Source organism: Martelella sp. FOR1707, assembly GCF_053484265.1.
This window is the reverse complement of the sequence record NZ_JBAKFP010000004.1, coordinates 398,940-418,779: the sequence shown is the minus strand read 5'-3', so window position 1 is coordinate 418,779 and position 19,840 is coordinate 398,940. Positions and strand designations below refer to the sequence as shown.

Annotated in this window: 22 protein-coding genes; 9 read left to right on the top strand and 13 right to left on the bottom strand. The window is 62.0% G+C overall.

Annotated features, from left to right (window positions below; translation table 11 throughout):
* Positions 1-422 precede the first annotated feature (422 nt).
* Together V6765_RS13370 and trxB are read right to left on the bottom strand one after the other, a co-directional pair.
* Complete coding sequence (locus tag V6765_RS13370; RefSeq protein ID WP_448429865.1) at positions 423-1,319, bottom strand: LysR family transcriptional regulator VtlR; 897 nt, start codon at positions 1,317-1,319, stop codon at positions 423-425.
* A 20-nt stretch (positions 1,320-1,339) separates the two neighbouring features.
* Positions 1,340-2,317 carry a thioredoxin-disulfide reductase gene (gene trxB / locus V6765_RS13365; protein ID WP_448429529.1) on the bottom strand — a complete coding sequence of 326 codons (978 nt, stop codon included), beginning with the start codon at positions 2,315-2,317 and terminating at the stop codon, positions 1,340-1,342.
* 198 nt (positions 2,318-2,515) lie between these two features.
* On the opposite strand from trxB, the gene V6765_RS13360 reads away from it, so the two are divergent.
* The gene (locus V6765_RS13360) at positions 2,516-2,983 is read left to right on the top strand and encodes an Lrp/AsnC family transcriptional regulator (RefSeq protein ID WP_230719010.1); all 468 of its coding nucleotides are present in this window, start codon (positions 2,516-2,518) and stop codon (positions 2,981-2,983) included.
* Positions 2,984-3,027: 44 nt separating this feature from the next.
* Here the strand turns inward: V6765_RS13360 and V6765_RS13355 are convergent, their stop codons facing one another.
* Positions 3,028-4,164 (bottom strand): glycosyltransferase family 4 protein, encoded by a 1,137-nt coding sequence (locus V6765_RS13355; protein WP_448429527.1) that lies wholly within the window; start codon positions 4,162-4,164, stop codon positions 3,028-3,030.
* Positions 4,165-4,399: 235 nt separating this feature from the next.
* Here V6765_RS13355 and V6765_RS13350 point away from each other — a divergent pair, with 235 nt between their 5' ends.
* Positions 4,400-5,131, top strand: coding sequence for a hypothetical protein (locus V6765_RS13350; RefSeq protein WP_448429525.1), 732 nt, complete (start codon positions 4,400-4,402; stop codon positions 5,129-5,131).
* Between the two features lie 3 nt (positions 5,132-5,134).
* Here the strand turns inward: V6765_RS13350 and V6765_RS13345 are convergent, their stop codons facing one another.
* On the bottom strand, positions 5,135-5,464 hold the full coding sequence (locus V6765_RS13345; protein ID WP_448429523.1) for a hypothetical protein: 330 nt from the start codon (positions 5,462-5,464) through the stop codon (positions 5,135-5,137).
* Positions 5,465-5,992: 528 nt separating this feature from the next.
* Between V6765_RS13345 and V6765_RS13340 the strand changes: the two genes are divergently transcribed.
* Positions 5,993-7,420, top strand: coding sequence for a cation:proton antiporter domain-containing protein (locus tag V6765_RS13340; RefSeq protein ID WP_448429521.1), 1,428 nt, complete (start codon positions 5,993-5,995; stop codon positions 7,418-7,420).
* A gap of 135 nt (positions 7,421-7,555) precedes the next feature.
* Positions 7,556-8,773: an MFS transporter gene (locus tag V6765_RS13335; protein WP_448429519.1), complete on the top strand. Its 1,218-nt coding sequence runs from the start codon at positions 7,556-7,558 to the stop codon at positions 8,771-8,773.
* A gap of 65 nt (positions 8,774-8,838) precedes the next feature.
* Here V6765_RS13335 and rpmG read toward each other — a convergent pair whose 3' ends face one another.
* On the bottom strand, positions 8,839-9,006 hold the full coding sequence (gene rpmG / locus V6765_RS13330; RefSeq protein WP_018066542.1) for a 50S ribosomal protein L33: 168 nt from the start codon (positions 9,004-9,006) through the stop codon (positions 8,839-8,841).
* 298 nt (positions 9,007-9,304) lie between these two features.
* Here rpmG and V6765_RS13325 point away from each other — a divergent pair, with 298 nt between their 5' ends.
* Complete coding sequence (locus V6765_RS13325; RefSeq protein ID WP_448429517.1) at positions 9,305-9,982, top strand: spermidine synthase; 678 nt, start codon at positions 9,305-9,307, stop codon at positions 9,980-9,982.
* A gap of 102 nt (positions 9,983-10,084) precedes the next feature.
* Complete coding sequence (locus V6765_RS13320) at positions 10,085-11,002, top strand: sensor domain-containing diguanylate cyclase (RefSeq protein WP_448429515.1); 918 nt, start codon at positions 10,085-10,087, stop codon at positions 11,000-11,002.
* Between the two features lie 38 nt (positions 11,003-11,040).
* Here V6765_RS13320 and V6765_RS13315 read toward each other — a convergent pair whose 3' ends face one another.
* From V6765_RS13315 to fabI, 4 genes are all read right to left on the bottom strand, one after another.
* Positions 11,041-11,466 (bottom strand): DUF983 domain-containing protein, encoded by a 426-nt coding sequence (locus V6765_RS13315; protein ID WP_448429513.1) that lies wholly within the window; start codon positions 11,464-11,466, stop codon positions 11,041-11,043.
* A 61-nt stretch (positions 11,467-11,527) separates the two neighbouring features.
* Positions 11,528-12,625, bottom strand: coding sequence for a chorismate synthase (aroC, locus tag V6765_RS13310; RefSeq protein ID WP_448429511.1), 1,098 nt, complete (start codon positions 12,623-12,625; stop codon positions 11,528-11,530).
* A gap of 75 nt (positions 12,626-12,700) precedes the next feature.
* Complete coding sequence (locus tag V6765_RS13305) at positions 12,701-13,294, bottom strand: histidine phosphatase family protein (protein ID WP_448429509.1); 594 nt, start codon at positions 13,292-13,294, stop codon at positions 12,701-12,703.
* Positions 13,295-13,469: 175 nt separating this feature from the next.
* A complete protein-coding gene (fabI, locus tag V6765_RS13300) occupies positions 13,470-14,288 on the bottom strand; it encodes an enoyl-ACP reductase FabI (RefSeq protein ID WP_448429507.1) in 819 nt (272 codons plus the stop codon).
* Positions 14,289-14,526: 238 nt separating this feature from the next.
* Here fabI and pdxH point away from each other — a divergent pair, with 238 nt between their 5' ends.
* Both pdxH and V6765_RS13290 read left to right on the top strand, forming a co-directional pair.
* Complete coding sequence (pdxH, locus tag V6765_RS13295) at positions 14,527-15,144, top strand: pyridoxamine 5'-phosphate oxidase (RefSeq protein WP_448429506.1); 618 nt, start codon at positions 14,527-14,529, stop codon at positions 15,142-15,144.
* A gap of 11 nt (positions 15,145-15,155) precedes the next feature.
* Entirely contained in the window at positions 15,156-15,623 is a 468-nt protein-coding gene (locus V6765_RS13290; protein ID WP_448429504.1) for a heme-degrading domain-containing protein, read from the top strand.
* On the opposite strand, the gene V6765_RS13285 is transcribed toward V6765_RS13290, so the two are convergent.
* From V6765_RS13285 to V6765_RS13270, 4 genes are all read right to left on the bottom strand, one after another.
* Complete coding sequence (locus V6765_RS13285) at positions 15,610-16,044, bottom strand: GNAT family N-acetyltransferase (RefSeq protein WP_448429502.1); 435 nt, start codon at positions 16,042-16,044, stop codon at positions 15,610-15,612. The two genes, V6765_RS13290 and V6765_RS13285, sit on opposite strands and share 14 nt — an antisense overlap.
* Before the next feature lie 128 nt (positions 16,045-16,172).
* Positions 16,173-16,475, bottom strand: coding sequence for a hypothetical protein (locus tag V6765_RS13280; RefSeq protein WP_448429500.1), 303 nt, complete (start codon positions 16,473-16,475; stop codon positions 16,173-16,175).
* A complete protein-coding gene (gene tldD, locus V6765_RS13275; protein WP_448429498.1) occupies positions 16,472-17,890 on the bottom strand; it encodes a metalloprotease TldD in 1,419 nt (472 codons plus the stop codon). The genes V6765_RS13280 and tldD overlap by 4 nt, the downstream gene beginning before the upstream one ends.
* 59 nt (positions 17,891-17,949) lie before the next feature.
* Positions 17,950-18,576 carry an invasion associated locus B family protein gene (locus V6765_RS13270; protein WP_448429496.1) on the bottom strand — a complete coding sequence of 209 codons (627 nt, stop codon included), beginning with the start codon at positions 18,574-18,576 and terminating at the stop codon, positions 17,950-17,952.
* A 362-nt stretch (positions 18,577-18,938) separates the two neighbouring features.
* On the opposite strand from V6765_RS13270, the gene coxB reads away from it, so the two are divergent.
* The gene (coxB, locus tag V6765_RS13265; protein ID WP_448429494.1) at positions 18,939-19,832 is read left to right on the top strand and encodes a cytochrome c oxidase subunit II; all 894 of its coding nucleotides are present in this window, start codon (positions 18,939-18,941) and stop codon (positions 19,830-19,832) included.
* The last annotated feature ends 8 nt before the right edge of the window (positions 19,833-19,840 follow it).

The window sequence follows — 19,840 nt, the reverse complement described above, 5'->3', positions numbered from 1 at the left end:
GCATCAGCTGCGAGCTATATGCCCCTGAATTAGGCATTTCACAATGCATCTTTGTGCATGGCTGCCATGCGAAAGATGAAAAATGCAGCAGCTTTTGCTCAAATTTAAGACGAGCGATGGTAGAGCTTAAAAAATAGGCGGAACTTACCGGGGTGTTGACAGCCTCTTCACCCCTTCTGCGTCATCCTCGGGCTTGACCCGAGGATCCAGGCAGGTTGGTACAGCGTTAAAAACAACCCTATAATTCAATTGGTTGGTCAGTATGGATGCTCGGGTCAAGCCCGAGCATGACTCTCTGGGTGGGGCATCAACGATCGAAAACTCTGAAGCCGCGGCTCTGTCAGCAGTCTGATTTACCGCATGTTTTTCGTGATAATGCGGCTGCGCGCGAGGGTTTGCCGCGCAGCCGAAGGGAGCGAGGCTCAGAAGCTCCAGTTGCGGGCCTTGGCCACGATGAAATCGCGGAAGACTTTCAGCTTGGCGGAGTTCTTCAACTCGTCCGGATAGCAGAAATAGGTGTCGAAGCTCGGCACATCGGCATGGGTGACGAGCTGCAGCAGGCCGGGATCGCGGCCGACGATATAATCCGGCAGCATGACAATGCCGATTCCCAGGAGAGCCGCCCGCTTGATCGAGGTCAGCGAATTGATTTGCAGGTGCGCTGGGCGCGGGCTGTCGGGCGAGCGGCCGGCGATTTCCAGCCAGTTCACGTCGAGCAGATAGGCAGGCGCCGGCTCGCCGAAGGTGATGATTCGGTGGTTGTCGAGGTCTTCCAGCGACTGCGGCTCGCCATGCCGGTTGATATAGGAGGGCGAGGCGTAGACATGCATGTGCACGGTGAACAGCTTGCGCTGGATCAGGTCCGGCTGCTGCGGCTGGCGCAGCCGGATCGCGCAATCGGCATGGCGCATGTTCACGTCCAGCTCCTCGTTGTCGAGGATGAGCTGGATCTGCATGTCGGGATAGAGCTGGAGAAACTCCTGCACCTTGTCGGTGAGCCAGCCCTGGCCGAGGCCGACCGTGGTGGTGACCCGAAGCTTGCCCGAGGGCTTTTCCTTGGTCTCGGTCAGCCGCGAGCGCACGCTTTCGAGCTTCAGCAGCACGTCGTTGGCGGTGCGATAAAGCAGCTCGCCCTGTTCGGTGAGAATCAGACCGCGGGCGTGGCGATGAAACAGCTTGACGCCGACATCCTGTTCCAGCGCGGAGACCTGCCGGCTGATCGCCGATTGCGAAAGGTGGAGCTTGTCGGCGGCATGCGTGAACGATCCTGCCTCCGCCGCGGCATGAAAGATCCTGAGCTTGTCCCAGTCCAGAGGCATGCTCGTGCTTTTCATTTGCCTTACTCCGCGGCAGCCAGTGTGCCGGTCTTTTGCCCTGTCAGAAAGCGTTCCGCCTCAAGTGCGGCCATGCAGCCCATGCCGGCCGCCGTCACGGCCTGACGGTAATTGTCGTCTGTGACATCGCCGGCGCCATAGACGCCTTCAATGCTTGTCTTGGTCGTGCCGGGCTCGGTCCACAGATAGCCGTTGGGCTTCAGGCGGAGCTGGTCGCGGATCAGGTCGACCTGCGGCGTGTGCCCGATCGCGATGAACACGCCATCGGCGGGTATCGTCTGCTTCTCGCCGGTCTTGACATTCTTCACCGCAACGCCGGTCACCGAAGGCGGAAGCGGCGGCACAGCGCTGGTGCCGACGATCTCCTCGACCGCGTGGTCCCAGACGATCTTGACGTTTTCCAGCGCGAACAGTCTTTCCTGCAGGATGCGTTCGGCGCGGAAACTGTCGCGCCGATGCACGACCGTCACGGACTTGGCGATATTGGCAAGGTAAAGCGCTTCCTCGACCGCGGAATTACCGCCGCCGACGACCACGACGTCCTTACCGCGATAGAAGAAGCCATCGCAGGTGGCGCAGGCCGAAACGCCGCCGCCGTTGAAGGTCTGCTCGCTCTCCAGGCCAAGCCATTTGGCCTTGGCGCCGGTGGCGAGGATGACGGTATCGGCGATCCAGGTTTCACCGGAATCGGTGGTGGCGATGAAAGGACGCTTCGACAGGTCGAGCTTGGTCACGATATCGTTGACGATCTCGGTGCCGACATTTTCCGCCTGGGCGAGCATCTGCTCCATCAGCCACGGGCCCTGGATCGGATCGGCAAAGCCCGGATAGTTCTCGACATCGGTGGTGATCGTCAACTGGCCGCCCTGTTCGAGGCCCGCGATCAGCACCGGCTTCATCATCGCGCGCGCCGCATAGATCGCGGCGGTATAGCCGGCGGGGCCGGAACCAATGATGAGCACCTGGGTGTGGTGGTCTGCCATCTCAAAATCCTTTCGGCGCGCCACAAAAAGGGGCACGCCGCAACAGTTGCAAGTCTGCCCCCATTTATGGCTGGAAGGCCGTCTGTTTCAAGGCCGGACGGCAAGCTACCAACAGACCATTTCTCCCAGTTGAAAGAATCTGGCTGTATGTTGTAATAAAATTGCGTATACGCCCGATTTTTCCCGCCGCAGGAGCCCTTGATGCGCGCCGATCTCGATTCTGTCGATCTTAAAATCCTGCGCGAACTCCAGCGGGACGGCCGCATGACCAATGTGGAACTTGCCGAGCGGGTCGGCATTTCCGCTCCGCCTTGCCTGCGCCGGGTGCGCCGGCTGGAGGAGGCGGGGATCATCGAGGGCTATAATGCGATGCTGAACGGGCCGAAGCTCGGCTACGATCTCGTCGCCTTCTGCATGGTCGGTCTGAAGCATCAGTCGGAGGTGGAGCTCAAGGCGTTTTCGCGCGCGAGCGAAGACTGGCCGATCGTGCGCCAGGCCTGGATGACCTCGGGCGAGACCGATTTCCTGCTTCACTGCGTGTGTGAAAACCTGATGCAGTTCCAGGACTTCGTCATCGAGGTTCTGACCGCCAACCCTCATGTCGATACCGTGCGCACCATGCTCACCATCCGGCAGATCAAGAAGGAAGGTCTGGTGGCGATCTGAGGCGCTGCCGGTGAGACAGGGCGGAGGTCCGGCCCCGGTGATAGCTACGCGCTCATCACCGCCTCATAGGCGGAAAATTCCTTCTCCAGCATCATCTCGACCGTGAAATTGGCAAGCACATGGGCGCGCGCGGCTTCGCCCATCGCCTTCAGCCGCGCCGGGTCGGCAAGCGCCGCGTCGATGGCTTCGGCAAGGGCGTCGGCGTTTGCGGGCGGGACCAGGAAGCCGGTCTCGCCGTCGATGATCGTCTCGAGACTGCCGCCATGGGCAGTCGCGATCACGGGCGTTCCCATCACCTCCGCCTCGATCGCCACCCGGCCGAAGGCTTCCGGGCGGGTGGAGGTTGAGACGACGAGGTCGGAGGAAGCCATGATCGCCGGAATGTCGCGGCGGCTCCCGGCGATGGTGACGCGGCTGCCAAGGCCGCGCTCGGCGATCAGAGCCTTGAGGTCGGCGATAATGCCTTCATTGCCCGATCCGACGATGGCAAGATGCCAGGTCTTGTTCGCCGCGCGATCGGCCGCCTCGACGAGGTAGCGATGGCCTTTCCAGTCGGTGAGGCGGCCGACAATGGTGACGAGCGGCGCGCCGCCTTCCGCCCCGAGCTCTTTGCGGACTTGCGAACGCTGTTCATCGCTGACAGTGGCGGGGTTGAACAGGTCCGTGTCGACGCCGCGCGGGGAGAGGATGATGCGCTCGGCCGGAAAGCCATAGACCGAGATGATGTGGTCGCGGATGAAGGCGGAATTGGCCACCACAACCGGGGCCTTCAGCATCACGCTGTTATAGGCCCGCTTGAACCCGTTGCCGTGGCTGTAGACGCCGTGGAACGTGGTCAGAAACCGAGGCTTGCGGCGCGACAGGCGGCAGGCCAGCCAGCCGGCCCAGGCCGGAGCGCGGCTGCGGGCGTGCACGATATCGATCCGGTTTTCATCGATGATCCGGGCAAGCTTCCTGGCATTGGCGACAATCGCGAATGGTGATTTGCGGCCGACCTCCAGCGGAATGTAATGCGTGCCGGTCGCCTTCAGAGCTTCCAGCAGCGGTCCGCCCGCGCTCGCGGCCCAGTTTTCGATATGCCTGCGGGCAAGATAGGACGCCATTTCCACGGTGCCGCGCTCAACGCCGCCATCGCCGAGCGCCGGCAGCAGTTGCAGAATTCTGGGTTGTGTCTTATCCATGCGAGCCAACGCCGCATATCGTGATGTGTTTCGCCAAATTCGGGCTTGCTCCGTCTGAAACTGGGGATAAAAAGGTGTCCGGAGAAGAGGGGGCGCCGCAACCCATCCGAATTTTCCCCCATTCTAAATTACTGCCAAGGTTGCATTCGATGTGCCATATTACCTACATGGCTGACAAGTATCCCGGCCTCGTCCTGATGCGTCGGGTTCCCGCCGGAATTTCAAGGATTTGAACTTGCAGACCATCGTATGCATGAAATGGGGAACACGATACCCTGCGCTCTATGTGAACCGTCTCTGGTCCATGATCAAGCGACACACCGTGCGCCCGACGCGGCTGGTGTGTTTTACCGATGACCCCACCGGCGTTGATCCGGCTGTCGAAGTCTTTCCGCTGCCCGAAATCCACATTCCGGACGCGATCGCCTGGACGCCGTGGCGCAAGCTCTCGCTGTGGCAGTCTCCGCTTGCGAATCTGTCGGGCGATGTCCTGTTTCTCGACCTCGATATTGTCATCACAGGCGATATCGATGCGATGTTCGATTACAAGCCGGGCGTTTTCTGCGCGTGCGAGAACTGGACCCAGATCGGCAAGGGGATCGGCAACACCTCCGTCTTCCGGTGGAATGTCGGCCGCAACACCCATATCTTCACCGATTTCGAGGCCGATGGCGAAGGCATATGGCGCAAATACGGGATCGAGCAGGTCTATATTTCCAGGGTCATCGACCGGATGGAATTCTGGCCGCGCGACTGGTGCGTCAGCTTCAAGCACACGCTCGTGCCATACTGGCCGCTGAATTTCTTCAAGACACCAAAGCTTCCCGAAGGCACCAGGATCGTGGCCTTCACGGGCAAGCCCGACCCCGACGAGGCGGCCGTCGGCGTCTGGCCGGTCGAGCAGGCCTGGAAAAAGATCTACAAACATGCCCGGCCGACGCCGTGGATCGACGAATACTGGCAATAACGCTCAGGTCGAGGCGCGGCGCTTGCTCTTCATGGCGTAATAGGGCGTGCGCTTGCGATAAACGGGCTTGCCGACGCGAGAAGGCGAACGGAACAGCCGTTTCTTCGGCACGGATTCGTCATGGCCGGCATGGGCGGTGAGAAAGCCGAGGCCGAACGCCAAAAGCCCGACCAGAGCCAGCGCCGAGCCGCTGCCGGCCGGATGTTTGCGGGCGGTGCGGGCCAGCGCATCCACCTCGTCGCGCACCATCGCGCTGGCGCGTTCCACGGGTGTTTTCTGGGAAAAGCGCAGGCGATCCATGATGTCGCTTGCGGAAGTCTTCTGTTCGAACATGTCTGTACTCCCATGCGTTTTGCGCGACCGTCGCACTCAATTGCGGCGGTAGACGGCTTCGCAGTGCGCTCGAAAGCCACGCCGCGAAGTCCAGTCGTATAACGCGAAACCAGGGCCGCCGGTTCCTTGAAGGGCTGCATGCCCATCCGGCGCGGAACGATCCTTTAGATGAACAGCATGGCCGCGACGAAAACGAAGGCGGCTCCGATCAGGATCGTATGCAGGGAACGTGATAAGCTCATATCGTCTCCTCCATTTATGGTTACGAATATATGACTATTTTCGGCGCTGACAAAGCGATTTTGTTGCTGCGGTGCGCAAACTGCGGCGAAAAAGCGGTTCGTTTTTCGCGCCTCACGGCTCGCCTGAAGCGCCTAAACCGTTCACAAACAACGGCTTAAGGTGCGATGCCTTTTGGTTATATAGCGATTGCTCAGGCTTATATCTTTTTTTCCACCGCGCGGCACGCTTGAGCTTTTGAGGCGTTACCGCCTATGTTCTGATCCATAGCAAGTCGAAAGGAAATCGATGGAGCAGGTTGTCCACGAAGCCGTTGCGCAGGCGGGGTCCCATGGCGGCGATTTCGCGGCCGTCGCGCTGGTCATTGCCATTGCCGCGCTTGCAGGTCTCGGTTTTCTGTGGCTCAGACAGCCGCCACTTGTCGGGTTCATCCTAGCCGGCATCCTGCTCGGGCCGACCGGTCTGGGGCTGATCGAGAACAATGACAGCGTGGCCTTTCTGGGCGAAATGGGCGTTGTCGTGCTGCTGTTCTTCATCGGCATGGAGCTGTCGATCAAGGCCTTCGTGCTTTCCTTGCGCCAGGCGCTTCTGGTGGTCGGCGGGCAACTGGTCAGCGCGGCCGTGCTGGCGGTGCTGATCGGTATGTTGCTGGACGTGACCGCCCGCGAAATCGTGATTCTGTCCTTCGTCATCGCGATTTCATCGACCGTGGTGGCGATGAAGATGCTGGACGAGATGGATGCGTTGCGCGGCGATGCCGGGCGGATCGCCGTCGGCGTGCTGATCGCGCAGGACATAGCGGTCGTGCCGATGCTGATTTTCGTTTCGAGCTTCGGGGGCGAGGGCTTCGATATCACCGCGACCGCGATCCGCGTGCTGGTGGCCGTGGGCATCATGGCAGGGCTGCTTTGGTATTTCGGCCGTTTTGGCAAGCTCAAGGTGCCGTTTGCCGAAAAGGTCGAGGACAAGGTGGAGCTCTTGGCACTCGGCGCGCTGGCGCTGTGCTTCTCGGCGGCTGCGATTTCGGGCGTCGCCGGGCTTTCGCCGGCCTATGGCGCGTTTCTCGCCGGCATCTGCATCGGCAACTCGACCTTGCGCAGCCGGGTCATTCCGGTGGTGGAGCCGATCCAGAGCGTTCTGCTGGTGATCTTCTTCCTGTCCATCGGCCTGTTGATCGACCTGACCTTCATCTGGGACCATCTCGCGATCGTCCTGCTGGCCGCCGTCGGCGTCGTTGCGGCGAAGTCGGTGCTCAACGTCATGTTCCTGCGCTGGACCGGCTCTTCGCCGCAGACGGCGCTGATTGCCGGGCTTTCCATGGCGCAGGTCGGCGAGTTTTCCTTTGTGCTTGCCGCTGCGGGGCTGGCCGCCGCGGCACTCAGCGACGATCTCTATCGACTCGTGATCGCGGTCACGGCAATCACGCTGCTGGTCTCGCCGGTCTGGGTCTCTGTCATGCGGCGCGTGGAGGCGACGCTGAAGGAGGGGCTCGAAAGCTACCGCAACGCGCTTGCCGTCGCCTATGCGCAGGAGCTGCGCGAGGTCGGTCGCGGCCGGGCCTTTGTCGGCCATGCCGTTGCCGGCTCGCGCGCAAGGCTGATCGCCTTCAACCACGCCCGCCGCGAACGCCGCCGCCGCAAGGCGGACAAGAAAGCGGCAAAACGCGCGGCTGCCTCGGCGGCGAAAGCCGAACCTGACGAGGGACGTCAGCACTGACAGGGGTTGCGTTGCCATCGATCGCGGCGCTAACTTAAAATCGTTCAGCCTTCCGGTCCTCGGAGGGCCCCGGATCGGCAGACCGGGAGGAGGGCGGGTCTCGCCTTCGGTTCGCCCGGTTCAGAGGCTTTCGACATGCATTTCCTGTCATTCCTGCGCGAAAACGCCCGCTGGGTGGGCGGCGCCTTCGTGATGAACTATTTTACGGCCTTCGGTCAGACCTATTTCATCTCGCTTTCGGCGGGCGAGATTCGCGCCGAGTATGATCTCAGCCATGGCGATTTCGGCCTGCTTTACATGGGCGCCACCCTGCTGAGCGCGCTGACGCTGGCGCGTTTCGGCCGGATCGTCGATTACAAAAGTGTGGTCCAGGTGGTGCTGATCGTTATGCCGCTGCTGGCGCTTGCCACGGTCATCATGGCGCTGTCGCACTGGATCGTCTTGCTTTTCCTTTCGCTCTACATGCTGCGTCTGTTCGGGCAGGGGATGATGAGCCATATCGCGGTGACGGCCATGGGGCGCTGGTTCAATGCCATGCGCGGCCGCGCCGTATCGCTGTCCTCGCTTGGCTTTCAGGTTGGCGAGGCGAGCTTTCCGCTGATTTTCGTTGCCGTCTCGGGACTGGTCGGCTGGCGGGGAAGCTGGCTTGCGGCGGCCGCGCTGATTCTGGTTGTCGGCCTGCCGGTGGTGATCGCGCTGATGCGGGTGGAGCGGGAGCCGCAGACCGCCGCCACGGAGAACGGCACAGCCGCCACCCCGCGCGACTGGACGCGCGGCGAAGTGCTGCGCGATCCGCTGTTTTGGCCGGTGCTCGCGGTCTTTCTCGCGCCGCCCTTTATCGGCACCACGATATTCTTTCACCAGGTCTACATGGTGGAACTCAGGGGCTGGACGCTGGAGATGTTTGCCGGCTCGTTTTTCCTGCTTTCGATCGCAAGCCTCACCGCGATGCTGGTAACCGGCGTGCTGGTCGACCGGTTTTCCTCCGTCGCGGTCATGCCCTTCATGCTGCTGCCGCTGGTCGCCGCCTGTTTCATCATGGCTCTCACCGGCGCATCGTGGAGCCCCTACGTCTTCATGCCGCTGATCGGCTGCGCCATGGGCGCATCGAGCACGCTCAACGGCGCGCTTTGGCCCGAGCTTTATGGGTCGCGCTATCTCGGCAGTATCCGGGCGAGCGTGATTGCCTTCATGGTGTTCTCGACAGCCGTGGGACCGGGGCTGACCGGCTATCTGATCGACTGGCATGTCAGCTATCCGGGACAGATCGCGGCAATGGGAATCGTTTGCGCGGCGCTTGCGGCGCTGATGTTCGGCCTGCGCGGCCGGCTGATCGCACGAGCGGCGGTGTAGACTTCAAACGAAAAACGCGCGGGCGAGAGCCCACGCGTTCAAAAAATGCCGATGGAAAGCCGGGATTACTTGATCTTGGCTTCCTTGAATTCGACGTGCTTGCGCGCGATCGGATCGTATTTGGTCTTGACCATCTTTTCCGTCATCGTGCGGCTGTTCTTCTTGGTGACGTAGAAAAAGCCGGTGTCTGCCGTCGACAGCAGCTTGATCTTGATCGTTGTTGCCTTTGCCATTTTATTCCGCCTTCAAGAGCCATCCGCTCTCCCTGATGGAAAACGGAACCGGTACGCCCGGACTTTAATTTGAAAATCAAGAAGCGCCCGCATCGGACGCCTCGCATGCTCGCCGGACCGGTGGCCACGGCAAAATCTGGCGGGACACTACGAATCCTGGCGTAAAAGTCAATACGAAGCCGTTCCAAAAGCCGAACTTGTCGCATTTCTTCGTCGGTTGCGTTGCAGTGGGCGCGTTTTTGCGCGAGTTAGGAAGGGCAAACAAGCCTTACCCGTAAACCACCAGTCGACCGCAGCCATGATTCCCTGGATAGAACTTGATAGCGCCGCCATTCCCGGCGAGAAAGCCGCGCTGCGGCTCAAGCGCCGCGGTGACGAGTTCTCGATCATGCTCGGCGCGAACGAGTTGATGAACAGCCGGCTTTTCGGGTCCGAGGAGGCGCTGGCGGAATTGTCCTGCGCGAAGCTGGCCGGGCGCAAGGCGCCGGTGCTGCTGATCGGCGGGCTCGGCATGGGGTTCACGCTGCGCGCCGCGCTTGCCGTGCTGCCGGACGATGCCAGGGTCGTGGTGGCCGAATTGGTGCCGGCGGTGGTGAAATGGGCGCGCGGCGAGATGGCCGAAGTCTTCAAAGGCTCGCTCGATGATCCCCGTGTCGAAATTCATACCGGCGATGTCGCAAGCCTGATCGAGAAATCGAAATCGGCATTCGACGCGATCCTGCTCGATGTCGACAACGGGCCCGACGGGCTGACGCGCGCCTCCAATGACCGGCTTTATGATGCCGGCGGGCTTGGGCGATCCGCAAGGGCGCTGCGGCCCGGCGGCGTTCTCGCGGTCTGGTCGTCCGGCCCGGACCCGCGCTTCACCGCCAGGATGGAGAAAGCCGGCTTTGCCACGGAGGTTCGGACCGTCCGCGCCAATGCCAAACGCCGCGGCGCCAAGCATGTCATCTGGCTGGGCGGCCGCCACGGATAAACTGAGAGTTGGTTTAGGGCGGATGCTTGTCCTGTGTCTCAACCGGCCCATATCTGAGATTAGTTTCGAAGTAGTGCGGGCCAAAACAACGATCGCGCCGATATGGAACGAAAACTGAGAAAAATTCTGCGTTTCGTCGAGACATCGGGTGTCATGTTCGCGGTTTTCGATGAAAACGATGTTCTGGTCTATGCCAATCGGCTGTACCGGGAGGCGTTTTTCCTCGCGGAGGAGGAGTATCCCTACTGGGGCGATATGATGCGGCGCAATTTCGAGGCGCGCCGCGGGACAATTATCGGCGAGGCCGATTTCGAACTCTGGCTGAAGGGCACGCTGTCGCGTCGCGGCAAGGTGCCGTTCCGCGCCTTCGAAACCGACGTCCACGATGGAAGCTGGCTGTGGATGACGGAAACCGTCGACGAGGACGGCTGGATGGTCTGCATCGCCAGCGACATCACCAAGCTGCTGGTGCAGGACAGCATGTTGCGCCGGGAGCGCGATATCGCGCTTAGACGCTCCCTGACCGACGACCTGACGGGCATTGCCAACCGGCGCTTCGTGATGGAGCGGCTGAACGACATGATCGCCCGGGACGGCGTGGCGGCCAGTGGCCGGCCCGGCTGTTTCGCCATTCTTGATCTTGATAATTTCAAACAGGTCAATGATCGTTTCGGCCACTTTGCCGGCGACCGGTTGCTGATCGACTTCGCGCGAGAGATCTCTCTGCAGGTGCGCAGGACCGATTGTTTCGGTCGTCTGGGCGGGGAGGAGTTTGGTCTGGTGCTGCCGGGCACGACCGGCGCCGAAGCGATCGTTATCATCAACCGCATGCTGGCGCAGATCAGTTCGCTGCGGCCGTTCCCCGATCACCCGGAATTCTCCTATTCGTGCTCGGCCGGCGTGGCCTCGGTGATCCCGGGCGAAGCGCAGAGCGAACTCTATGCCCGCGCCGACGAAGCGCTCTATCGCGCCAAGAGCGAGGGCAAGAACAGGGTCTGCGCGGCGGAAATCGCTGCTTGAGAAGGACCTGATGATGCCGGCAGTAGACAGCCGGCGCGTCAGTATTCGGCCGGCTGGTCGTCGCCCTTGCCGTCGAAGCCGTGCATTTTCAGCGCCCATTGCAGGCCGACGACGGCGCCCTTGATGGGCTGGATGATCGCGAAGGCGGCGATCGCCGTAAGCGGCACCCAGATGGCGAGATGGACCCAGTCCGGCACATCCAGCAGTTCCGCGCCGGTCATGTAGCCGCCGACCATGAAGTGGCCGAGGATCAGGATGACGAGATAGGCCGGCAGGTCATCGGCGCGATGGTGATGGATTTCGGTGCCGCAGGCCGCGCAGGCATCGACGGTCTTCAGGTAGCGGGAAAACAGCTTGCCCTCGCCACAGGCGGGGCAGCGGCATTTCAGCCCGTTGATGATCGCGGGCATCCGCTGACGGTCGCTTTTCTCGCCATAGCGATGATGATTGGCTTGGTCGGCCATGATCGTCTCCGTGAAGCGTCCGACTGTTTCAGAATGGCGCGCCAAAGGCAATCGCCGTCGGTCAGTCGAGCCGGCCGGTCTGGCCGCGATCACGCAGGTAGTGATCGGCGATCGTGCATGCAAGCATGGCCTCGCCGATCGGCACTGCGCGAATGCCGACGCAGGGGTCGTGACGGCCCTTGGTGCGCAGCTCCACTTCCTTGCCGTCCTTGTCGATCGTCTGGCGTGTGGTGAGGATCGAAGAGGTCGGCTTCACGGCGAAGCGGGCGACGATCGGTTCCCCGGTCGAAATTCCGCCGAGAATGCCGCCGGCATGGTTGGAAAGAAACCGCGGACGCCTGTCATTGCCGATCCGCATCTCGTCGGCGTTTTCCTCGCCGGTGAGTTCGGCGGCGTTGAAGCCTTCGCCGATCTCGACGCCCTTGACCGCGTTGATCGACATCAGGCCGGCGGCGATCTCCTGGTCGAGCTTGGCGTAGATGGGCGCACCAAGGCCGGCAGGCACGCCCTCGGCAACCACTTCCACCACGGCGCCGACGGAGGAGCCGGCCTTGCGGATTTCATCGAGATAGTCTTCCCACACCGGCACCATTTCGGCATCGGGGCAGAAGAAATCGTTGTTGCCGATCTCGTTCCAGTCCCAGTTGTCGCGGTTGATCCTGTGCTTGCCGATCTGCACCAGCGCGCCGCGATAGGTCACATCGGGCAGCACCTTGCGGGCAATCGCGCCGGCGGCAACGCGGGCCGCGGTCTCGCGCGCCGACGAGCGCCCGCCGCCGCGATAGTCGCGCAGGCCGTATTTGACGTCATAGGTATAATCGGCGTGGCCGGGGCGGTACTGCCGCGCGATCTCGCCGTAATCCTTCGAGCGCTGGTCGGTGTTCTCGATCATCAGCGAGATCGGCGTGCCGGTGGTGATGTAGGTGACGCCATCCTCCTGCGGCAGCACGCCGGAAAGCACCTTTACCTCATCGGCCTCGCGGCGCTGGGTGACGAAGCGCGACTGGCCGGGCTTGCGGCGGTCGAGAAAGGTCTGGATGTCGGAAAGCGTGAACGCGATGCCGGGCGGGCAGCCGTCAACCACGCAGCCAAGCGCCGGCCCGTGGCTCTCGCCCCAGGTGGTGACGCGGAACATGTGTCCGAATGTGTTGTGCGACATCAAAAACCTCCTGCGACCGGCCATTTCTCAAGGCTCGGCTCTATAGCAATTGGTCGAGGAGGAAAAGGCTCGACGCTACACAATCCAGCCGATCACGCCGGTCTCAGGGTCGAGGCACAGGATATTGTCCTGCGGGATCGCAAGTTCGGCGGCCTCCGCAGCGCTGGCGCCGCCGACGATCCTGAACAGCGAGCGGATGACGCCGCCATGGGCGACGCAGACCGTCGGCCCCACGACGTCCTTCAGCCATGCGCCGATCCGCCAGGACAGGATTTCATAGCTCTCGGCATCGTCGCCGGGCGGCACGAAGGACCATTTGTCCTTTTCGCGCTCCTCGAGAAGCGCCGGGCTGACCGTCGAGAGTTCCTTGAGCGTGCGGCCTTCCCAGTCGCCGAAGGAGAGTTCCTTCAGCCGGTCGTCGGTGCGGTAGAGTTCAGGCGTCAGCCCCATGGCGGCGCGCACGCGCTCCATCGTCTCGCGGGTTCTGGAAAGCGGGCTTGCGACGAAGTCAAAGCGATGGGCGTCGGCGCCGAGAATCTCGGCGAGTTCACTGCCATTGCCATTGGCCTGGCTACGGCCCGTCTCGTTGAGCGGTATGTCCTGCTGGCCCTGAAGCCGGTACTCGGCGTTCCAGTCCGTCTGGCCGTGGCGGATGACATAGATCTGCAATTTCAGCGTCCCGTGGTTGCTGGCGCGTCGCCCGATCAACTTTCATTACAGGCGGATGCGAAAGTTCAAAAGGAGGAGGGGGTTTTGCACACTTTTCGGCGGACCGACATGGCGTTGAAGACACCTGAAAGAAAAAGGCGCGGGATGGTCCGCGCCCTGGCCGGTCAGGTGCCGCTCAGTCCTTGACCACCGAAATGTCCGGCGCGTCGACGGCCTTCATGCCGACCACGTGATAGCCCGAATCGGCATGCAGCACTTCGCCGGTGACCGAGGTGGACAGGTCCGAGAGCAGGAACAGCGCGGTGTTGCCGACTTCGTCGATCGTGCAATTGCGCTTCAGCGGCGAGTTGTATTCGTTCCACTTCAAAATGTAGCGGAAATCGCCGATCGCCGAGCCGGCGAGCGTCTTGATCGGGCCTGCGGAGATCGCGTTCACGCGAATACCTCTGCCGCCAACATCGACGGCCATGTAGCGCACGCTGGCTTCCAGCGCGGCCTTGGCAACGCCCATGACATTGTAATGCGGCATCACTTTCTCTGCGCCGTAATAGGTCAGCGTCAGCATCGAGCCGCCGTCATTCATCATCTTCTCGGCGCGCCGGGCGATGGCGGTGAAGGAATAGACCGAGATATCCATCGATTTCGCGAAATTCTCGCGCGAGGTGTCGATATAGCGGCCGGTAAGCTCTTCCTTGTCGGAGAAGGCAATGGCGTGGACCACGAAGTCGATCTTGCCCCATTCCTGCTCAAGCGTGGCGAAAACCTCTTCGATGCTTGCAGGGTCCGTAACATCGCAATGGCCGGCCATCAGGGCGTTGAGCTCGTTTGCGAGCGGCTCGACGCGCTTCTTGAGATTGTCGCCCTGCCAGGTCAGCGCGATCTCGGCTCCGGCGTCATGACATGCTTTGGCAATGCCCCATGCAATCGAACGGTTATTGGCGACACCGAGAATAATGCCGCGTTTGCCTTTCATGAGGCCGGTTGCTTCCGCCATGTGTCGATGCTCCTTGAAACTCATCTGGTTTCTGCCTATGGCATAGGCGGCTAATCGGTTCAAGCTGACCTTTCCGCGTCGATGGCGCTTTCGCCGGCGAAACGCCGCTTGCAAGGCGCCGCGGTTTGGTCTTCTCTCATATCCATTCTCTCGCTTGCCGGGACGGACGTCCGGCGCGATTTTTCCGCGATTTGATTTTGACCGTGCGGCAGGCGAAACATGATCGGGAGTGACGACGATGGCTGACGACGGCGGCAAGGCTGATTTCACCGAGGAGAACGACCCCTTCGAACTGTTCGCCAAATGGCTCAAGGATGCCGAGGCGAGCGAGCCCAATGATCCGAACGCTGTCGCGGTCGCGACTGTCGACGAGGACGGCCTGCCCAATGTGCGCATGGTGCTGATGAAGGAATTCGACGCCAACGGCTTCGTGTTCTACACCAATTTCGAAAGCCAGAAGGGCCGGGAACTTCTCGGCCAGCCGAAGGCGGCTATGTGTTTTCACTGGAAATCGCTGCGCCGCCAGATCCGGTTGCGCGGCCCCGTGGAAGTGGTGACCGACGCGGAGGCCGATGTCTATTTCCAGTCGCGCCCGCGCGGCAGCCGCATCGGCGCCTGGGCCTCGAAACAGTCGCGCACTTTGGAAAGCCGGTTCGCGCTCGAAAGGGCGGTTGCCAAGACCACGGCGAAATACGGCGTCAGCGAGATACCGCGTCCGGCGCACTGGTCGGGCTTCCGGCTGAAGCCGGTCTCGATCGAGTTCTGGCATGACGGCAAGTTCCGCCTGCACGACCGCATCGAATTCCGCCGCAATGCCGCCGAGGGCGGCTGGCACAAGGTCCGCATGTATCCGTGAGGGAGTTATCGATGGCAAACGAACTTGAAGATCAGGTCGCCGGCCAGGAGAAGAAGCTGGTTCTCGCCCGTTTCGACGAGACCGATGCCTGGGATCTCGGCCAGCGGCTGGTGGACCGTGCGCTGGCGCTCGACGCGCCGGTGGTGATCGATATCCGCACACCGAGCCGGACGCTGTTTCATGCGGCGCTTCCGGGTTCCGCGCCGGACAACGACATGTGGGCGCGGCGCAAATCGAACGTCGTGTTCCACTTTCATCGCTCGTCCTACGCGATCGAGCTGGAACACCGCCGCAAGGGCCGCACCATCGGTCCCGAACTCGGCCTGAACCTCACCGACTACGCCGACCACGGCGGCAGCTTTCCCGTCCGCATTCGCCATGTCGGCGTCGTCGCGGCGATCACCGTCTCGGGTCTTGCCAGCAAGGACGATCACGGGCTGATCGTCGACGTGCTGACGGATTTCCTCAAGGAAGACTGAAGTCCGACCGCTGCCACGTCGTCGGAACCGGCTTTTGCATCATGATCAGCGGGAAGGGTAGGCCGTTGTCGTCGGTTTGCCGCCGCTTGATGCCGCAGAAGCCGTGGCGGCGGTAGAAGGCCAGCGCGCGGCTGTTGGCGGCGTAGACTTCCAGCAGCAGGTGGCCCTTCAGACGGAAGGCGTGGTCGAGCAGCGCCGAACCGATGCCGCCGCCCTGGCAATCGGGTGAGACGAACAGGCCGCCGATGAAGCTGTCGATCAGGCCGATGAAGCCGACGGGCGTTTCGCCATTCACGGCTACCCAGGTCTCGGTTTCCGGCAGGTATTTTTCAGAAACGAGCTTCTTCTGCGCGACGAGCAGTTCGGCCGGCAGAAAATCATGGGCGACGGACGAGGCCCGATGCCAGATGTCGACAAGCACGGCGTTGTCCTCCGCCCGATAGGGGCGGATGTCGGGTCCGGCAGAGGCCATGGCGGCGGAAGAAGGGGTTACGCAATACATGGGCGCATTGAGCCCGAAAGGCGTAAACAATCCGCTAAGCCGTGCCTTCAAAAGGCAGCGCTTCCGTCTTTCAGCTTCACGAGATCGTATACGTAGGATTTGTCGTTCTTCTTGCTGACCCACTCGCCCTCGAAAGGGGTCGCGCCCTGTTCTTCAGGTTCCACATTCCACGGGCGGCCGTTGATCGTGCCTGCACTGTCGACCGTGCACCAGCCTTTGCCGTTGCGCCAGACCAGCCGGATATCGAAGTCGATACGTTTCCAGGCGGGAAAGCCGTTTTCACTGCCGTGCGGTGCGAAGCGGTAGACCACGTCATCAATGCGCCGCCGGAATTCGTATTCGACCGTCACGCCTTGGTGCCGCCGACGGTGATCTGGTCCAGCCTCAGATGCGGCTGGCCCACGCCCACGGGGACCCATTGGCCGGCCTTGCCGCAATTGCCGATGCCGTTGTCGAGCGCGAGATCGTTGCCGACCATGGAGACGCGCTTCATCGCGTCCGGCCCGTTGCCGATCAGCGTTGCGCCCTTGATCGGCGCGCCGATCTTGCCGTTCTCGATCAGATAGGCCTCGGTGCAGTCGAACACGAACTGGCCGGAGGTGATATCCACCTGGCCGCCGCCGAAGGTGACGGCGTAGATGCCCTTCTTGACCGAGGCAATGATCTCTTCCTTGGTCTTGTCGCCGGCCAGCATATAGGTGTTGGTCATGCGCGGCATCGGCAGATCCGAATAGGACTGGCGGCGGCCGTTGCCGGTGGGCGCCACGCCCATCAGCCGGGCATTCATGCGGTCCTGCATATAGCCGGTGAGCCTGCCGTTCTCGATCAGCACATTGTAGCCGGACGGCGTGCCCTCGTCGTCGATCGAGATCGAGCCGCGGCGGTTTTCGATCGTGCCGTCATCGACGATGGTGACGCCGGGGGCTGCGACCATCTGGCCGGCGAGGCCGGAAAAGGCCGAAAGCCCCTTGCGGTTGAAATCGCCCTCTAGCCCGTGGCCGACGGCCTCGTGGATCATCACGCCCGGCCAGCCGTTTCCGAGCACGACATCCATCGTGCCGGCCGGCGCGTCGATCGCCTCGAGATTGACGAAGGCCTTGCGCAGCGCTTCTTCCGCGCCCGACTGCCAGTCCTGACGCGCGAACAGGTCGGCGAAGCTTTGCCTGCCGCCGATGCCGAACGAGCCGGTTTCCTGACGGTCGCCGTCGCCGACGACCACCGAGATGTTGAGCCGCGTCATCGGCCGCACATCGCTGACGCGATAGCCATCGGCGCGCAGGATTTCGACGATCTGGTGGCTGGCGGCGAGCGAGGCGGAGACCTGGCGCACGCGCGGGTCGCGTTCTCTGAGATAGGCGTCGATCTCGCCGAGCATCGCGATCTTTTCTTCGAACGACGGCGCGCCGATCGGGTTGTCCTCGGAATAGAGCCTGGTATTGGTGCCGCGCGGCGGCTCGGCATAGGTGCCGTCATAGCCATGGGTCACGGCCTTGGCGGTGGCCGCTGCCCGCTTCAGCGCGCCGAGCGACAGTTCGCCGGCATGGGCAAAGCCGCTGGCATCGCCCGCCACCGCCCTGAGGCCGAAGCCGTGACCGGTGTTGAACGCGCCGCCCTTCAGCCTGCCATCATCGAAGGACAGCGATTCGCTCTGCGAATATTCGACATAGAGCTCGCCGTCATCGGCGCCGTGCAGCGTGTCTTCGACAATGCCGCGTATCGTCGCTTCATCGGCATCGAAATGGCTGAGGAGGTCGCGGTCTGTCATGGTCGTTTCCGTCTTTTTATCCGTCATGCGTCCCATATAGGAACGATCGCGCCGCGATATCAGGGCAGGGCGTCATAGCCCTCGGCAAAGCCCGACAGATCGACCGGAATGCCGATCGAGTTCTGGTCCACCGAGAAGTTGAGCGTGAACACCGCTTGGGTTCCGGCGCGCAAAATCCGCATCAGGTCATCGTCGATATCGACCTCGACATAGCAGCCGTCGAGATAGCAGCGCGAGAAATAAGCCTTGCCGATATCGACGTTGTCGACGAACAGGTTCATGCCTTCGGGCAGGAAAACGCCGAGCGGGGTGAGAACGCGCAGCAATTTCGCCTCGCGGTCGGCGGTCTTCAGCACCGCGATCGAAAGGCCGATCTCCGGGCGGTCGTCGGCGATCACGTTCTGCATCAGTGCGCATTGCTCGACGCTGGAGCCCGGCGGCTGATCGCAGACCATCGACCATGCGCCGTGATTCTCTCTGACCACGCTGTTATCCGCCGGCGGCTCGGGCGGCGCCGGCTGCGGAGCGGGTTCGGCGTCGGGCGTTGCGGGTTCCTCAGATGTTTCCCCGGCGCTATCGTCCGTGGCCTCCTGGGCGAGAGCGGGCAGGGCGGCTGAAAACAGCAGGCAGGCGAGGCTCAACGCGCCGACCCTTCGAAGCGCATGATCTGCGGGAAATACGGGCATGGCGCGGGCTCCTCGGGTGAATTGATATCTCTCTTTTCCGATACCGGGCTTTGTGCCGCGTTCGAAAGAAATTTTCAACGGCTGAAGAAGGACTTGACCTGGGAAAGCGCGGCGAAATATCAGTGGGTGCGCATGCCGCGTGAGACAATTTGACGCTTCAAATTGGCAAATGCTATGGCATAATTGTGACTGAGGGAGAAAAACCGGTCGACGGTGTCGCCTGTTCGCCGGCCAAGGGGTGCGTCGGCGTCTTGAGATGCTATCATGGCGCTATCGCGCCGCGGGCGGTTTTGTTACTTCTGGCGCAAACGAACAGGATCCGGTTTGACCGAAGTCAAACAATGGTGGGAGAATTCAACGTGATGAATAAAACCAGAGCATGCATGACAGGTCTTCTCTGTCTTGCCGGCAGCGGGAGCGCCTTTGCCGCGCAGCCTGAGCCGTGGGAGATGACCCTGCAGCCGGCAGCATCGCCGATCATGCATCAGATTACCTGGTTCGAGCAGTATACGCTCTGGTTTATCGTGCCGATCGTGCTTCTGGTGCTGGCGCTTCTGATCCTGGTGATGGTGAAGTTCCGGGAATCGAAGAACCCGACAGCATCGCGCACCAGCCACAACACCGCGATCGAGGTTGTGTGGACCGTCGCGCCCGTGCTGATTCTTCTGTTTCTCGCGGTGCCGTCCTTCAACCTGCTCACCAACCAGCTCACCATGCCGGAAGAGCCCGATCTGACGGTCAAGGCGACGGCCACGCAGTGGCTGTGGAGCTATGATTATCCCGAGATCGAGGACGGCGCGATCTCCTACGCCTCCTATCTGCTGACCGATGAGCAGCGCGCCGAATACGGCAAGGAAGACAGGGCGGTCTATCCGCGGCTTCTCGCCGTCGACAACGAGATGGTGGTTCCGGTCGGCGCGACCGTGCGTCTGCTCGTCACCGCAGCCCCCACCGACGTCATCCACTCCTTCGCGATGCCGGCATTCGGCATCAAGATCGACGCCATTCCCGGCCGCCTGAACGAAACCTGGTTCAAGGCCGAGGCCGAAGGCATCTATTACGGCCAGTGCTCGGAACTCTGCGGCAAGGACCACGCCTTCATGCCGATCGCGATCCGCGCGGTTTCTCCCGAGCAGTTCACCACATGGCAGGCCTCCGCCGCCACTGACGTCGAAGCCGCGAACCGCGCTTTGATGGCAAGCATCGACAATCAAGAGCAGGGCGAAAACGCCGTCATGCTCGCCGACAAGAATTGAGGAGAGCG

What these genes read in the sequence shown, in the direction of transcription:
- V6765_RS13370 (WP_448429865.1), bottom strand. Translation starts at nt 1,319, where the DNA reads ATGCCTCTGGACTGGGACAAGCTCAGGATCTTTCATGCCGCGGCGGAG.
- trxB (WP_448429529.1), bottom strand. Translation starts at nt 2,317, where the DNA reads ATGGCAGACCACCACACCCAGGTGCTCATCATTGGTTCCGGCCCCGCC.
- V6765_RS13355 (WP_448429527.1), bottom strand. Translation starts at nt 4,164, where the DNA reads ATGGATAAGACACAACCCAGAATTCTGCAACTGCTGCCGGCGCTCGGC.
- V6765_RS13345 (WP_448429523.1), bottom strand. Translation starts at nt 5,464, where the DNA reads ATGTTCGAACAGAAGACTTCCGCAAGCGACATCATGGATCGCCTGCGC.
- V6765_RS13340 (WP_448429521.1), top strand. Translation starts at nt 5,993, where the DNA reads ATGGAGCAGGTTGTCCACGAAGCCGTTGCGCAGGCGGGGTCCCATGGC.
- V6765_RS13335 (WP_448429519.1), top strand. Translation starts at nt 7,556, where the DNA reads ATGCATTTCCTGTCATTCCTGCGCGAAAACGCCCGCTGGGTGGGCGGC.
- rpmG (WP_018066542.1), bottom strand. Translation starts at nt 9,006, where the DNA reads ATGGCAAAGGCAACAACGATCAAGATCAAGCTGCTGTCGACGGCAGAC.
- V6765_RS13325 (WP_448429517.1), top strand. Translation starts at nt 9,305, where the DNA reads ATGATTCCCTGGATAGAACTTGATAGCGCCGCCATTCCCGGCGAGAAA.
- V6765_RS13320 (WP_448429515.1), top strand. Translation starts at nt 10,085, where the DNA reads ATGGAACGAAAACTGAGAAAAATTCTGCGTTTCGTCGAGACATCGGGT.
- V6765_RS13315 (WP_448429513.1), bottom strand. Translation starts at nt 11,466, where the DNA reads ATGGCCGACCAAGCCAATCATCATCGCTATGGCGAGAAAAGCGACCGT.
- aroC (WP_448429511.1), bottom strand. Translation starts at nt 12,625, where the DNA reads ATGTCGCACAACACATTCGGACACATGTTCCGCGTCACCACCTGGGGC.
- fabI (WP_448429507.1), bottom strand. Translation starts at nt 14,288, where the DNA reads ATGGCGGAAGCAACCGGCCTCATGAAAGGCAAACGCGGCATTATTCTC.
- pdxH (WP_448429506.1), top strand. Translation starts at nt 14,527, where the DNA reads ATGGCTGACGACGGCGGCAAGGCTGATTTCACCGAGGAGAACGACCCC.
- V6765_RS13290 (WP_448429504.1), top strand. Translation starts at nt 15,156, where the DNA reads ATGGCAAACGAACTTGAAGATCAGGTCGCCGGCCAGGAGAAGAAGCTG.
- tldD (WP_448429498.1), bottom strand. Translation starts at nt 17,890, where the DNA reads ATGACAGACCGCGACCTCCTCAGCCATTTCGATGCCGATGAAGCGACG.
- V6765_RS13270 (WP_448429496.1), bottom strand. Translation starts at nt 18,576, where the DNA reads ATGCCCGTATTTCCCGCAGATCATGCGCTTCGAAGGGTCGGCGCGTTG.
- coxB (WP_448429494.1), top strand. Translation starts at nt 18,939, where the DNA reads ATGAATAAAACCAGAGCATGCATGACAGGTCTTCTCTGTCTTGCCGGC.